This window comes from Paraburkholderia sp. BL17N1 (assembly GCF_003634175.1).
GTDB lineage: Bacteria > Pseudomonadota > Gammaproteobacteria > Burkholderiales > Burkholderiaceae > Paraburkholderia.
In genome coordinates this window covers 786,425-800,037 of the sequence record NZ_RBIW01000002.1, presented here as the reverse complement: position 1 = coordinate 800,037, position 13,613 = coordinate 786,425, and the positions used below count along the sequence as shown (strand labels likewise).

Below are 13,613 nucleotides of genomic sequence, written 5' to 3'. Positions count from 1 at the left end.
TGCCTGGCGCGGCGGTCTGTCGTTGGTTGCGTCGTCAGCGTTTTCGGTCTCGTCAAGGAGCGCACATGCCTTCATCAACCGCAGATCTTTTGCAACGGCTTCATGAACAGAGCCAGACAGAAGTCATAGCCCGCGCACGGGCGCAGTTCCAAGGATCGAGCCAGGAGTTTCAGGACCTTGCGGAAGAATACGACATGCTCGCGCCGCGGCTGCGTGGACGGTTTCTCGAAACGCTCGGGCTCTCCAGCGAAGACTTCGAATCTTCGCAAGACACGCCGCTATCTCTCGCGGTGTCGGCGGAAACGGGAAGGTTTTTGCGCAACATGGTGCTTTCGCACAAACCGGCCCGAATCCTCGAACTCGGCAGCTCCTGCGGTGTGTCCACGCTGTATTTCGCCGAGGCGCTCCGCACGCTAGGCAGTGGCACGGTTGTGGCGACCGAACTCGACGCTGTTAAATGCGCATATCTTCGAGATCACGTCAGAACAGCGGGCGTGGATGCGTATGTCGAACTGCGGGAGGGTGATGTATTCCAGACCATTTCTGAGCTGGACGGCACGTTCGACATGGTGTTTATCGACGTTTGGGCCAGCACCTACCTCAAACTGTTCAAGCAGATCGAACGGCTGCTGCGTCCCGGATCTATCGTTTTTGCCGACAACATGTACACAGCCGAAGACGCCGTTCGGCCGTACAAGCATTACCTTGACAGCAATCCGCGCTTCTCGACCACGACGCTGGACTTTGAATCAGGGGTCGAGTTTACGGTTGTCGTCTCTTAGGCTCGGGAAGAGCCGGAGCACCGTACTAATGAAAAGCCGCCAGGACAGGCGCTTTCGTCACGTGAGGCACCGGGATTGCAGGCGGAAAACTTAATGAAATGTCGCGGGCCTTTGTTGAACTCGGCCTGTTCGAAAAGGCATTTTTTCAGCGCGATTCTCCTGCCAGACGCCACGCGGCACACGCGTTGCTGCATGACACAGGCCATAGCCAACTGGAGAACCGTCATGCCTGAAAAGAAAACGATCGAGCGTGCTAAGTCCGACAAACGCGCCGGCAAAGCATCGAGCACTCAAGCAGGTGAATTCGTCAAGGAACAGGTCGACAAGGTGCGGGCCGGCAAGCACGGCGTCAGTTCCGCCAAGCAGGCGATTGCGATTGGCCTCTCGGAAGCGCGCCGCGCCGGCGTCGCCGTGAAATCGCCGAAGAAGGGCACGGCTAGCGAGGCCACGCGGAAGAAGGCCGCGACCGATAACGCCGCGGGCCAGCACAAGAGCACGACGAAGAAGAGCACGGAGTCGACTGCGAAGCGCTCGCGCGCCGCTACCGATGCATTGAAGCGGGAAGGTACGGCCGGCGCATCTCGCACAGCGCTGTCGAAGCAGACCAAGACCGCGGCAGCCAAACGCCCGGCGGCCAGCCGTTCGGCCGCGGCAAAGAAGGCCGCCGCGACGAAGGGGGCTGCAGGACGGTCGGCGGCTGCGAAGAAGGCGGCTCATACGCGGGCTTCGCGTACGCATCATTGAGTTGTGCCGCAGTCGCGCAGCGCGCGGCGGCGTCAGCCGCCTCTCGCCGCGCCCGGCGGCCGCCGCTCTGCCGCGCGATGTTGCCACCGTCGGCATGCGTTGTTTAGGCGTATCGTAAGACATATGCCGCGCTCACAAAAAAGCGGCGCATTAACGCGCCGCCTTCTTCCTGCTACCTATCGCGAACCGCTTACTGCACCGTAGCCAGCACGTTGCCCACGGTCTTGAAGATGTGCGCGATCTGCTCTTCGTTGATGATCAGCGGCGGCGAGAACGCAAGGATATCGCCCGTAAAGCGCACCAGCACGCCCGCTTCGAAGCATTTGACGAACGCCTCGTAAGCGCGCGCGCCCGGTGCGCCGTCGCGCGATTCGAGTTCCACGCCGGCGATCATGCCGAGGTTGCGCACGTCCTTCACGTGTTTTGCGCCGCGCAGCGAATGGGCGGCGGCTTCGAACGTCGGCGCGAGCGTCGCGGCGCGTTCGAACAGACCTTCACGCTTATACAGGTCCAGCGTGGCGACCGCGGCAGCCGTCGCGGCCGGATGGGCCGAATACGTGTAGCCGTGGAACAGCTCAATCGCGCCTTGCGCGCCGCTGTTCACGATGCTGTCGTGCACCGTGCGGCTCGCGGCCACCGCGCCCATCGGGATCGCGGCATTGTTGATGGCCTTCGCCATCGTGATCAGGTCAGGCGTCACGCCGAAGTATTCGCTCGCCGTGGCTTTGCCGACGCGGCCGAACGCGGTGATCACTTCGTCGAAAATCAGCAGGATGCCGTGCTTCGTGCAAATCTCGCGCAGCTTTTGCAGATAACCCTGCGGCGGAATCAGCACGCCCGTCGAGCCGGCCACCGGTTCGACGATCACGGCGGCAATGGTCGACGCGTCGTGCAGCGTGACGATGCGCTCGAGTTCTTCGGCGAGATGCGCGCCCCAAGCCGGCTGACCCTTCGTGAACGCGTTGTGTTCGAGGTTATGGGTGTGCGGCAGATGATCGACCGCGGGCAGCAGCGCGCCCGAGAAGGTCTTGCGGTTCGGTGCGATGCCGCCGACCGAAATGCCGCCGAAGCCCACGCCGTGATACCCGCGCTCCCGGCCGATCAGGCGCGTACGCTGCCCTTCGCCGCGCGAACGGTGATACGCGAGCGCGATTTTCAACGCGGTATCGACCGATTCTGAACCCGAGTTCGTGAAGAAGATGCGGTCGAGGCCTTCCGGCATCAGTTCCGCGACTTTCGTGGCGGCTTCGAAGGCGAGCGGGTGGCCCATCTGGAAGGTCGGTGCGAAGTCGAGCGTGGAGAGTTGCTGGGTGATCGCCGCGACAATTTCCTCGCGGCCGTGGCCGGCATTCACGCACCACAGACCCGCGCAACCGTCGAGCACTTCACGCCCGTCCGTGCTGCGGTAGTACATGCCCTTGGCCGATTCCAGCAGGCGCGGCGCGGCCTTGAACTGACGGTTGGCGGTGAAGGGCATCCAGAAAGACGACAGATCGTCGATGACAGGGCGCGAAGTCATGGTATCTCCTCGAATCGAAGTAGTCCCCCAAAAGGACTTCCTTCGGGGCATGGCGAAACTGTAGCGTTCGCGGTTTAATGGCGGCATAAACAGTTGACGCGGTGTGGCGCTAACTGTGTTGGTGGATCTGCGTCAACTGTGTCGATGCGAGCCATGGCGGGTCGGCAGGCTCGCCGGCGCCGCATTTCGCACAGATTTACACGTTCAGCCGCCCCGCGCGGCCCGCTTTTTCGTCCAGACCATGATCGAACTACAACTCGAGCGCGACCGGCGCGCCGCTCCCACGCTCGTCGAGCAGGTGGTGCAAGGCTTCGCGCGCGCCATCGAGGGGCAATCGCTGCGCGCGGGCGCGCTCCTGCCGTCGGTGCGGCAACTGGCGCAGAGCCACGACCTGAGCACCTTCACCGTCACCGAGGCCTACAACCGGCTGGTGTCGATGGGCCTCGTGGTCGCGCGGCGCGGCTCTGGCTATCGCGTGGCGCCGCGCTCGCAGTCCGCACGGGTTGCCGTCACGGACTGGCAGCCGCCGAGCCTCACCGCGACCTGGCTCCTGTCCGACGTGTTCGCCGACCATTCGGTGCCGATCAAGGCGGGCGGCGGCTGGCTGCCGAACGAGTGGATCAACGAAACCGGTTTGCAGCACGCACTGCGCGCCATGAGCCGGGTGCCGGCGGCGCGCCTGGGCGATTACGGGCATCCGTACGGATTCGCGCCGTTGCGCGAGCGGATCGCCGAGCAGCTCGACCGGCGCGGCCTGCCGGTGGAAGTGTCCAACATCCTGCTCACGCAAGGCGCGACGCAAGGGCTGGATCTGATCGTGCGCACCTTGCTGCGAGCGGGCGACGCCGTGATCGTCGAAGATCCCGGCTATTGCAATCTGCTGCAGATCCTCAAGCTGGCCGGCCTCGTGGTGCACGGCGTGCCGCGCACGCCGGCGGGCGTCGATACGGACGTGCTCGAAGCGCTGGTCGCCGAGCACAAACCGAAGGCGATCTTCGTCAACACGACGCTGCAGAATCCGACCGGCGCGACCTTCGGCATGTCGGCGGCGTTCCGCCTCCTGCAGATCGCCGAGCGTCAGCGCATGTGGGTGATCGAGGACGACGTGAGCCGCGAACTCGCGCCGTCCGGCGCACCCTTGTTCGCGGCGATGGAAGGCTTGCAGCGCGTGCTGTACGTTGGCGGTTTTTCGAAGACGGTGACGCCGGGGCTGCGCTGCGGCTACGTGGTTGCCGAGCGCGCGGTGCTGCGCGAACTCGCGCGCACGAAGATGGCGGTGGGATTGACGTCGTCGGAGGCGATCGAGCGGATTGTCGACAAGGTGCTGCTGGAAGGGCGCTACGCGCGTCACGTGGAAGCCGTCAACGAGCGCCTCAAGCTCGCGCACGCGACCGTTGAAGATCGGCTCGATTCGCTGGGTCTGGAACTGTTTCACCGGCCGCGCGCCGGGCTGTTTTTGTGGGCCCGCTTGCCGATCGAAGCGGAGCGGGCCGGCGAAGTGGCGACGGCCGCGCTTACCCACGGCATCTGGCTCGCGCCGGGCTCCTACTTCCGTCCCGACGATGCCCCGAGCGCCTGGTTCCGCTTCAATGCACCGTATTCGACCGATGATGCGTTGTGGCGGTTCATCGAGCGGGTGGGACAGGGCACGTTATAGCGACCGCATTCAGGCCGCCTGGCCGATCAGCTTCAGCGCGATCGGATACAGCGACAGCACCAGCAGCAGCGCCATCGCCACATTGAAGATGCGCAGCCGCTTCGGGTCCGACAGCACCTGCCGCATGGCGGTGCCGAAACCCGCCCATAAGCAGATACACGGAAAGCCGATCACGTAGAAGATCACCGCCATCGCGATAGCGTTCATGCTGTAGCTCTCGCTGAGGTGGATCGTCGTGGCGGCGGTCAGCACCATCATCCATGCCTTCGGATTCACCCATTGGAAGGCAATCGCTTCGTAGAACTTCATGGGCCGGCGCTCGCCTTTCTTCACCTTCAACTCGCCCGAGGTGCCGATTTTCCACGCAAGGTATAGCAGATAAGCAACGCTCGCGACCTCGAGCACCGTGTACAGCACTGGGAAATGCACGAAGGCTTCGCCCAGACCGATCCCGACCGACAGCATCAACAGCACGACGCCGGCGCTGATGCCGGACAGATGCGGCAACGTGCGACGGAACCCGAAATTGACCCCGGAAGCCAGCAGCATTGTGTTGTTCGGACCGGGGGTGATGGTGGTGACGAGCGCGAACAGGATGCCGGCAGGCAGCGCGCTGAGACTGAGATAAGACATGGCAAGCTCCGGTGTCGGTCGAAAGGACGTTGGAGCATTCTAGCGAGAGTTGCCGGTACAGTACCGGTACGCTTTGTGGGATGGTGTCCGGTACGGGCGGGAGCGTGAAAAGCTGGGGACGCGATGTTGTTCCCCATAAGACGACAACCGCCTTCCCGCATGCGCCGCGCGCCTGATCCCGCTTATGCCGCCGGCGCAACCGACGCGCCGGCAATCTTGTGCCGTGCGAGAGATTGGGCGACGAGCCCGGATGCTTTCGCTTCCTCGACAAATGCATGCAATGCGTGCGCCGCCGCAGTGCCACGTCTTTTCGGCACGCCCATCGCCTGGCGGATCACCATGAAGCGCCCGTCGAGCAGACGCAGACCGGGCGCTTGACGTGCGTCGGCTTCGAGCTGCTGCCTCACGCCTGCCGCGACTTCGAGGTTCTGTTCGAGGAATGTTCGGACAACCGTCGGCGACGTGGGTGCGCGCACGATCTGCGCGTGTTTCAGCTCGCGAGTCAGGAACAGGTCGTAGGCGCTACCCTCGCCAACGGCGACACGCACTGACTGCTGATCGACGTCCTCGTTACGGCGAATCGGCGATGCGTCGCGCACGAGGTAACAGCCTTCGATCAACACGTAGGGCTCGGTGAACGCGATGGTTTCTCCTCGTCGCGGATCTACGGCGAAGAAGCCGAAGTCCGCTCGTTCATCGCTGACCGCCTGCACGGATTTGCCCGCTGCATCGAATACGACGAGTTCCAGTTCCACACCGAGCGAGGCCGCAAACGCGCGCGCCAGATCCACCGAAACACCGGTCGGCTCACCTGCTGCGTCCTTGCCCGCGAGAATCGGATTGCCGAGATTGATCGAGGCTCGCAGCTTGCCGGTAGGTGTGAATGCACGAATGATGGACGGGTCGGTTTTCATGGAGACGAGTAGAGTCAGGAATTGGGGTTTTGCATATCGACACGGACGTTCAGCCGCAGACACGCGCACTGCTCGCTTCGACGCGAGTCGATGATCGCGGCCGCAGCAGTATCGTCACGGCGAGCACGCTGGCGAGCGCTATGCCGCCAGCCAGGACGAAAGCGCTGGAGAACGTATGACTCTGCGGGACCAGAAATCCGGTTGCAGTCGGACCGACGATGCCGGCACAGTTCGCGATAGCGTGCACGCACCCGCCCACTCTGCCGAGTTTCGGACCGGGAATCGTGTCCTGAATCAGCGCCCAGTAGGTACTGCCGCTCAAATATAAAGCAAACACGGCAATGGCCATTAGCACCAGCGCGCTGACGGTTGTGGTCACGGCGCCGGCAAGCGCGAAAGGAAATAGCGCACGGCCGAGGGCACGCACGCAATGGTGAGTTCGCAGGTCATCTTGCGTGCGAAATCGTCGAACTCGAGCATCGAGTTGTCGATCTCGTTGAGGATTCGATGTGCCTGACGCCGAGTGCGGCCTCCAGTTTCTCGATGCGACGCGAGAGCGCCGACGCTGAAAGGTGCAACGTATCGGCAGCTGCGCGGAAACTGCCGAGGTCGGCTGTCGCGACAGAGGCGCGCAAGTCGAATATCTCGAAGTTCATTCCAGAGGTCGCAACGATGAAGAGAGTCGCTCAGTGTCGATGGACCGTTGCGCGTTGTCAATTCGTGCGCGCGACACAATAATCGACCGACTTTGCGCTTAATCCGCCGTGAGAGAATCAAGCGCCTGCAGAAAGCGGAGATGATCACCAGGCGATGTCGTCGACGGCTGGTTTTGTCGGCATAGCAGTCGACGCCGTCTCTGATACCGCCGGTCCATTCCCGCGCGCGAAAGACTTTCGTAGCTAGAAGCGGTAAAGGACCGACGCCATCCCGTTGAGGTCGAGCCGGCGCTCGGTGATCGGACTGCCTGCGGCGTAGCGCTCAAGCCGTCCCGCGACTACGGCAACGTTCGCCGACCAGTGCGGACTGATTTTGTAAGTCGCATTCACGTTGAAGTGAATATCGCGCAAGCCGGAACCGGTATCGTAGTGTGGCAATCCCGATGCCGCACTTTCCTGCGGCGTGACGCCGAACAAGGTCTGCGTATAGGTCGCGTTGGCCCAGGTAAGGCCCGGACCCATCGAAAAGAGCCAGTTGCCGATCGGCGCCGATACGAACAGATCGGCCATCGCCGTCAGACCCTGTCCGGTTCCGGCGATGTCCTGATAGGCCGCCAGGGCGCCGGTGAACGCCCACCACGTGTAATCGCCGAAGAGCCGCAGCTTCGGTCCATAGTGCACATCGGGCAGGCCTTTGAGCCGCGCATCGTCGGACGACGATCTCGACTGGAAGTCGAAACTCACCGACATACCGAGGTGATAGTTCTCTCCATGCAGTACGTTGACGCCGAGCACATCGGGACCCTGCGAGAAAAACCGCTCCTTCCATGAAATGTCCTGCACAGGGAAGGGAAGCACTTGAAGCTTTGAGGAGCCAGGGAACTTCGGGAACACATACATGCCGGGCCCGACGGAAATTTTCCAATCGCTGTCCGCCTGCGGCTCATCGGCGTGCGCGACGCCCATCGCGCAGCATGCTGTGACCGCTGCGAGCGCTAAATAACGGCGTGCAAAATTTGTAATGTCCTGCCTCATGCTTTCCTCGCCACGGCGGCTAGTTGTCTCAGGCGCCGCGCGAGCGCCCGTGATACGACAGGCGTCGGATTGTCGCAGCACGCCGACGCCGCAGCGCTTTCGCGCATGAAGAGCGTGCATTCTCGCGCGACGACCTCACGCTCGTTGTCCGATGTGATCATGTGGTACGAATCGTCGAGCCAGATCGTGCGAAGAAACGACGCTCCCACGTTCGCCATGACGTAGCGCGCGTTGTGCGGGCTAGACGTCTCGTCGTCGATCGCATGAATGATGAGGCAGTCGGTGCTGATGCTCTTTAGCTTTTTGCGCACCGAGCTCGTCAGCCGGCTCGCTTCATGAAGCGCGGGCACCCCAATGGACGCGGGCCCCACTTCGCTGATTTCGCCTCTCTGCATCACGCGTGCAATTTTCGAGCGCAGCGCTTCGTTGCGCAGCCCATAGGGTTCGTGCTCGCGATAACGGTAGCGCGAGCGCAGTGGCGTGTAATAGACGTAGTCGAGCAAAAACCGATACCAGGGAATCGCCCAGCCGTCGTAACTGAGTGTGATCGACAACAACAGCAACGCGCGCGCGGCCGGGCGCTGCTGAGCGACGGCGGCGGCCAGCGTCGCGCCCATGGAGAGGCCGCATACCGAAACATGTCGGTGCCGCGATGCAAGCGCGTCAAATTCCGCGACGGCTGCGCTGATCCACTCTTCCATGGGGACATGTCCCGTGCCGGCGCTGTAGCCGCGGATTTCTGGCGTGTGAGTCACGAACCCTTCTTCGACTAGCGCGCGCGCGAGGAACCGCAATTCCGCCGGAGAACTCGACAGGCCGTGCAAGAGCAGGACAGCGTGATCGTTGCCCGGAGCAGCGGGAAATGGAGATGTGCTCATGATCAGTCTTCCGTCCGAAGGATCAGAAAGTCGCCTGACGGCGTAGTGAAGCGTTCGCACACACATTCGACTGCGCGCCAACCCTGTCCAGTTGATAGAAAACGCATGCGGTGGTGACCCGGCACCAGCCGGTCGTTCACGCGCGCGAGATCGTCCTGATGTACTTGCGAATGCCTGACGCCGTAAGCGGTGCCCGTAAGAAGCGTTTCGTCGTGGATGATGCCGGTGGCCGTGGAGGTGGCCGCTGCCGCGACGAAACTGCCAGGCGGTGCGCTCGTTGCCGGATCGAGCGCCTTGATGAGAATGAGCGACCGGTTGTGCTGCGCGATGTGATGCAGCATGCGATGCATCTCATCGGTGGCACGACGCGCGATCAGGCGTTCGTTATCGCCGCGCAGCAGCATTTCATAGCGCGAGAGCGCGACAGACGCCAGCAGTTCGGCGCGATACTGCGCGCGTTTCAGACGCTCGACCAGCGTGATGACTAATACCGTGATGAGCGAATACGAAACAAGCAGACGGATGTCCGATTCATCGATGATGTCGATGCGTCCGTACGGCGGGACGAATAGGTAATCCGCGAGGCAGAGTCCCGCGAGCATCACGCTCACTGCGGGCGCGAGGCCGCAATAATATTCCACGAGCACGGCGGCGATAAGAAAGGCGGTGCCCGGCATGATCGGCCCGAGCAGTGGGTGAAGCATCGTGCGAATGGCAGCGGCGGTAAAAAGTGCCGCCGCCGCGATGATCCACCGTTTGCGGCCTCGGGAAGCCCACCGTCGGGAGTTTTTTACTTTCATTTGTTTTATACAGCGAGATGACGTTTACGCATAAACCGGTAATTGTGCCAGACACTTTTGTGGCCTCAGCCGCTATATCGGTCAAAATTTTTTCACGGGACGGTATTTCCCTCAGTGCAATGGCGGCAAACCAAACATGGCGAATGGCGCATCGAAGCGCTGATAGTCTTTATACTGGCGCCGAAACTAATAAGCTTACCGTGCGAGTCAAAGCATGCGCCTGCTCACCTATGCCTTATGCTTCGTTATGGCCGCCTACCTGGCGGCGGCACTGGCGCTGTATCTAATGCAGGACCGCCTGCTGCTTCCCTCCACGCCCGACGCAGCCGATCTGCGCACGGTCGTGAGCAAGGTTAGCCATATTGAAGCGTGGAACGCGCAAGGCTCGTTCGCGGGTTATGTCGTCACGCCGACCGATCACGAACTCCGCGGCACGTTCATCCTTTTTCACGGCAACGAAGAGTCGGCGGAGACCAAGCTGCCGCTCGCCGAAGTATTCGTGCGCGCCGGGTATCGGGTCGTGATTGTCGAGTATCCGGGGCACGGCAGGCGGGGAGGTGAGCGGACCATGAAAGCGGCGACCGTTGCTTCGCGCGAGGCCTTGTCGGCCGTACTCTCACAATGGCGCGGGCCGGTCTATCTGGTGGGCGAATCTCTGGGCGCGGGCATGGCATCGCAAGTGGTCAAGGGCAATGAATCGGCGATTGCGGGCGTCCTGCTCATTACGCCGTGGGATTCGCTGGCCGATGTGGCCGCCGAGAAGTATCCGATCTTCCCGGTGCGGTGGCTGCTGCACGATGGTTTTGATTCGATCGCCGCCGTATCGCGCTACGACGGTCCACTTGTCATTGTCGGCGCGCAGCGGGACGACTTGATTCCGGTCGCACATGCACGGCGTTTCGCGAGCGAACACGATCACGCGCGGCTCATGCTGTTACCGAGCGCCGATCACGACAGCTGGTTCGGCGCCATGACGCCGCAGGACTGGCGACGCGTTCTGCAATGGCTGAATGCCACATGACGCGTCGCCTGATTTGAAGTGCATCCGAAAGTTTAGCGGGTCGAGAACACTGAGATGCCCCCGTTGGGAAATCCTGCCGCGCCAGGCTGGAACGGCACGTACACTTGCCCAAGCGCGCTGTCGATGGCGACAGAATGCGCCCCGGTGCCTACCGGAATCTTGAAGAGCAATTGCCGTGAAGCGCCATCGATTACGCCCATCTGCGGGCTAAATCCGGAAGCCGCAGCGATACCGCTCGTGACGTAGTGCCGGGCCGGCAGGAAATAGCGGTTGGAAGTCGGATCGTAATTGACCTGATCCACCCCGCCAAACGGCAGGCTGGCCTGGATTGCGCCACTCGCACGATCGAGGATCAGCGTGATGAGCGGGTCGCCGGCCGGCGGATCGCATCCTATGAGCACGTCGTTATTCGGGCCAAGCACGATCCCCGCCGGTCCGCATTTCCCTAGTGGAAACGATTTGCTGACAGAAGGACTGCCCGCCGCTGCGGAACTGCCGGTGATGACATCGAGTTGGCCTTCGGGATTGGCAGCGGTCCCGTCGTTGTTGATCAAAAAGCTCTTCGAGACAGGGTCGTATGTGCACGCTTCGAGCCCCGACGAACCGTTGAAAGGCAGTTTTACCACCGCCTTTTGTGTCAGCGTGGAAATGAACGTGACGAACGGGGGTGAGTCTCCGGGGCTCGCATACATCACGAGATGATCGTCGGGATCGTAGCAGCCCTCATCGACGCGCGATCCGGAATTACTGATGGCGATCGTGTTGACCGTCTTTTGCGCCGCCGTATCGATCACCTTAACCGAGTCGACGTCGCCGACATAGATCGTGTTCGTGCCGGTGATACCTACAATTCCGTCGGGACCGGACTCATTTGTTGTGGCGCCGGCACCGATGAACGGCCCCGGAATCTGTGCGATCAGCGTGTTCGATTTAGTGTCCACGACGTCGACCGCTTTGTTATTGCGGTCCGCAAGAAAGTACTTGCCGGCCTCCACGTAGCCAATATCGAAACTGAATGGTGGGCTCGAAGCGTTGGGTACGGCGATGTTCGTCAATAGCTTTGGCGGCGTCGGGGCGCTGACGTTATCGCCACCTCCGCAGCCGGCCAGTGCAGCCGCAGCTAGCAGAACCAAGGTTGTTATGCGCATTCCCATCGATTCGTCTCCTTTCCGTTTATTGGCTCGAGCGCCGGTCCGGGGATCGGGCTAGAGAACTGAACTTATATCCACTTCTGAACAAGTACGATCATTGAACAATTCTTAAGGAAAGCTTAAGAAGATGATCGTTTGAAGAGACCGCCACGTCTCCAGCAGATGCCGCCGCGCAGCGCAAGAATTGTGGCCATAGACTCGGCGTCTGGCTCACACAATGGCGGCGCGACGAAGAATCGGAAAGTAAAACTTATTTATGGTCTGCATTACGTGGACGCTATACCCGTAATGAAACTGAAGCTTCCATAGCGGTGATGGTGACATGCCGGCCGCAATTTTTACGCCGCAGATTTTGACGGTCCTGCGCGACATGGCCGGAGTTCGGTGAGCCACGCATGTTGGGTCACACGGGCGCTAGGACCAGCAAAGACCCGTTGTCTGTTTCCCAGCATTTTTATTCACCTGTTATGTAACCGCTGGGCTCGACCAGTGTGCGCTTTCGGCCGATTTTTCACGATGACAACAGGCACTCCAGGATGAGGTAAGAGGCAATCGACGCAGAGCGGAACTGCGCCGGGCTTTCGCATCCGGCGACGGCCATCTCATGGAAATCCCCGAGTCGACAGGCTGTGCCGTGAAAGCGGAGAGAAGGATTCGTGCTTCCATACTTGCGCCATCGATGCAGACAGGCAGCACTTCGCGGCCGACAATAACGGAGACTATCGATGCAACCGAAAACTACGGCGTATCGCCACATTGCTGGCGCCTGCTGCCTGCTGTTTGGTCTTGCCTCACAACCAGCGACGGCCGCCGATAGCGGGAAGATCACAATCATGGTCGGCGGCATTACCAAGCTGATCTATCTGCCGGCGCGACTGACCGAGCAGCTCGGCTACTTCAGGGACGAGGGGCTCGACGTTGAACTGCTGTCGCAGCCTGCTGGTGTCGACGCAGAGAACGAACTGCTGGCCGGCGCCGTCCAGGCTGTCGTAGGTTTCTACGATCACACAATCGATCTGCAGACCAAGGGCAAGGACGTCAAGGCGATCGTCGTGTTCGGCCAGGTGCCGGGCGAGGTCGAGATGGTGTCGACCAAGGCGGCCGACACGATCAAGTCCATGGCCGACGTCAAGGGCAAGACGCTGGGCGTGACGGGCCTCGGTTCGTCGACCAGTTTCCTGACGCAATATCTCGCCGGACAGCACGGGATCCAGTCGACCGAATACACGATGCTGCCGGTGGGTGCCGACGCCAGTTTCATCGCGGCAATCAAACAGAACCGTATCGACGCTGGCATGACGACGGAGCCCACGATATCCGCATTGCTCAAATCGGGCGAGGCGAAGGTGCTCGTCGATATGCGCTCGGTCGAGGGCACGAAGGCGGCGCTGGGCGGCACGTATCCCGCGTCGAGTCTCTACGTGCAGGCAGCATGGGTTGATTCGCACAAGACGGACGCCACGAAGCTCGCTCATGCATTTGTTCGCACGATGCAGTTCATTCACACGCATAGCGCCGAGGAAATCGCGGCGAAGATGCCCAGCGACTATCAGAAAGACAAGCCGCTGTACGTGAGCGCCCTGAAGGCGTCGCTACCGATGTATACCGTCGACGGCAAGATGCCGGCTGATGGCCCGGCGACCGTGCTCAAGGTGCTCTCGGCGTTCAATCCGTCGGTCAAAGGCAAGCATGTTGAACTGGACAAAACCTACACCAACGAGTTTGTCAGTGCGAAATAGGTCATGTTGCGACGGGCAAGGCGATCCCGGAAACGATGTGATGGAAAGAGTGTTCAGTCTGGATGTCGAGCCGGATGCGGAGGC

The 13,613-nt window shown here is 61.4% G+C and carries 14 protein-coding genes; 5 read left to right on the top strand and 9 right to left on the bottom strand.

What is annotated here, in order from left to right; translation table 11 throughout:
• The first annotated feature begins 65 nt into the window (after positions 1 to 65).
• Positions 66 to 782, top strand: coding sequence for a class I SAM-dependent methyltransferase (locus tag B0G82_RS23465; RefSeq protein ID WP_121309211.1), 717 nt, complete (start codon positions 66 to 68; stop codon positions 780 to 782).
• Between the two features lie 225 nt (positions 783 to 1,007).
• Positions 1,008 to 1,526, top strand: coding sequence for a DUF6496 domain-containing protein (locus B0G82_RS23460; RefSeq protein ID WP_121309210.1), 519 nt, complete (start codon positions 1,008 to 1,010; stop codon positions 1,524 to 1,526).
• A gap of 190 nt (positions 1,527 to 1,716) precedes the next feature.
• Here the strand turns inward: B0G82_RS23460 and B0G82_RS23455 are convergent, their stop codons facing one another.
• Positions 1,717 to 3,045 (bottom strand): aspartate aminotransferase family protein, encoded by a 1,329-nt coding sequence (locus B0G82_RS23455; protein ID WP_116145919.1) that lies wholly within the window; start codon positions 3,043 to 3,045, stop codon positions 1,717 to 1,719.
• Between the two features lie 241 nt (positions 3,046 to 3,286).
• Here B0G82_RS23455 and B0G82_RS23450 point away from each other — a divergent pair, with 241 nt between their 5' ends.
• Positions 3,287 to 4,702: a PLP-dependent aminotransferase family protein gene (locus B0G82_RS23450; protein ID WP_121309209.1), complete on the top strand. Its 1,416-nt coding sequence runs from the start codon at positions 3,287 to 3,289 to the stop codon at positions 4,700 to 4,702.
• A 9-nt stretch (positions 4,703 to 4,711) separates the two neighbouring features.
• Here B0G82_RS23450 and B0G82_RS23445 read toward each other — a convergent pair whose 3' ends face one another.
• From B0G82_RS23445 to B0G82_RS23415, 7 genes are all read right to left on the bottom strand, one after another.
• Positions 4,712 to 5,335, bottom strand: a complete 624-nt coding sequence (locus tag B0G82_RS23445) for a LysE family translocator (protein WP_116123194.1) — start codon at positions 5,333 to 5,335, stop codon at positions 4,712 to 4,714.
• Between the two features lie 182 nt (positions 5,336 to 5,517).
• Positions 5,518 to 6,249 carry an ABC transporter substrate-binding protein gene (locus B0G82_RS23440; protein WP_121309208.1) on the bottom strand — a complete coding sequence of 244 codons (732 nt, stop codon included), beginning with the start codon at positions 6,247 to 6,249 and terminating at the stop codon, positions 5,518 to 5,520.
• 49 nt (positions 6,250 to 6,298) lie between these two features.
• Entirely contained in the window at positions 6,299 to 6,628 is a 330-nt protein-coding gene (locus tag B0G82_RS23435; protein WP_241974804.1) for a hypothetical protein, read from the bottom strand.
• Positions 6,629 to 6,695: 67 nt separating this feature from the next.
• A complete protein-coding gene (locus tag B0G82_RS23430) occupies positions 6,696 to 6,905 on the bottom strand; it encodes a LysR family transcriptional regulator (RefSeq protein WP_241974802.1) in 210 nt (69 codons plus the stop codon).
• A gap of 243 nt (positions 6,906 to 7,148) precedes the next feature.
• On the bottom strand, positions 7,149 to 7,871 hold the full coding sequence (locus tag B0G82_RS23425; protein ID WP_241974800.1) for a MipA/OmpV family protein: 723 nt from the start codon (positions 7,869 to 7,871) through the stop codon (positions 7,149 to 7,151).
• A 65-nt stretch (positions 7,872 to 7,936) separates the two neighbouring features.
• Positions 7,937 to 8,818: an alpha/beta fold hydrolase gene (locus tag B0G82_RS23420; protein WP_121309206.1), complete on the bottom strand. Its 882-nt coding sequence runs from the start codon at positions 8,816 to 8,818 to the stop codon at positions 7,937 to 7,939.
• A 2-nt stretch (positions 8,819 to 8,820) separates the two neighbouring features.
• Positions 8,821 to 9,618 carry a DUF4118 domain-containing protein gene (locus tag B0G82_RS23415; RefSeq protein WP_121309205.1) on the bottom strand — a complete coding sequence of 266 codons (798 nt, stop codon included), beginning with the start codon at positions 9,616 to 9,618 and terminating at the stop codon, positions 8,821 to 8,823.
• Between the two features lie 214 nt (positions 9,619 to 9,832).
• Here B0G82_RS23415 and B0G82_RS23410 point away from each other — a divergent pair, with 214 nt between their 5' ends.
• Entirely contained in the window at positions 9,833 to 10,639 is an 807-nt protein-coding gene (locus tag B0G82_RS23410) for an alpha/beta hydrolase (RefSeq protein ID WP_121309204.1), read from the top strand.
• Between the two features lie 32 nt (positions 10,640 to 10,671).
• Here the strand turns inward: B0G82_RS23410 and B0G82_RS23405 are convergent, their stop codons facing one another.
• A complete protein-coding gene (locus B0G82_RS23405) occupies positions 10,672 to 11,793 on the bottom strand; it encodes a hypothetical protein (RefSeq protein ID WP_121309203.1) in 1,122 nt (373 codons plus the stop codon).
• A gap of 722 nt (positions 11,794 to 12,515) precedes the next feature.
• Here B0G82_RS23405 and B0G82_RS23400 point away from each other — a divergent pair.
• Positions 12,516 to 13,529, top strand: coding sequence for an ABC transporter substrate-binding protein (locus B0G82_RS23400; RefSeq protein WP_121309202.1), 1,014 nt, complete (start codon positions 12,516 to 12,518; stop codon positions 13,527 to 13,529).
• The last annotated feature ends 84 nt before the right edge of the window (positions 13,530 to 13,613 follow it).

Bases quoted from the DNA above. Each gene is read 5' to 3' on its own strand.
- B0G82_RS23465 (WP_121309211.1), top strand. From the start codon at position 66: ATGCCTTCATCAACCGCAGATCTTTTGCAACGGCTTCATGAACAGAGC.
- B0G82_RS23460 (WP_121309210.1), top strand. From the start codon at position 1,008: ATGCCTGAAAAGAAAACGATCGAGCGTGCTAAGTCCGACAAACGCGCC.
- B0G82_RS23455 (WP_116145919.1), bottom strand. From the start codon at position 3,045: ATGACTTCGCGCCCTGTCATCGACGATCTGTCGTCTTTCTGGATGCCC.
- B0G82_RS23450 (WP_121309209.1), top strand. From the start codon at position 3,287: ATGATCGAACTACAACTCGAGCGCGACCGGCGCGCCGCTCCCACGCTC.
- B0G82_RS23445 (WP_116123194.1), bottom strand. From the start codon at position 5,335: ATGTCTTATCTCAGTCTCAGCGCGCTGCCTGCCGGCATCCTGTTCGCG.
- B0G82_RS23440 (WP_121309208.1), bottom strand. From the start codon at position 6,249: ATGAAAACCGACCCGTCCATCATTCGTGCATTCACACCTACCGGCAAG.
- B0G82_RS23430 (WP_241974802.1), bottom strand. From the start codon at position 6,905: ATGAACTTCGAGATATTCGACTTGCGCGCCTCTGTCGCGACAGCCGAC.
- B0G82_RS23425 (WP_241974800.1), bottom strand. From the start codon at position 7,871: ATGGGCGTCGCGCACGCCGATGAGCCGCAGGCGGACAGCGATTGGAAA.
- B0G82_RS23420 (WP_121309206.1), bottom strand. From the start codon at position 8,818: ATGAGCACATCTCCATTTCCCGCTGCTCCGGGCAACGATCACGCTGTC.
- B0G82_RS23415 (WP_121309205.1), bottom strand. From the start codon at position 9,618: ATGAAAGTAAAAAACTCCCGACGGTGGGCTTCCCGAGGCCGCAAACGG.
- B0G82_RS23410 (WP_121309204.1), top strand. From the start codon at position 9,833: ATGCGCCTGCTCACCTATGCCTTATGCTTCGTTATGGCCGCCTACCTG.
- B0G82_RS23405 (WP_121309203.1), bottom strand. From the start codon at position 11,793: ATGGGAATGCGCATAACAACCTTGGTTCTGCTAGCTGCGGCTGCACTG.
- B0G82_RS23400 (WP_121309202.1), top strand. From the start codon at position 12,516: ATGCAACCGAAAACTACGGCGTATCGCCACATTGCTGGCGCCTGCTGC.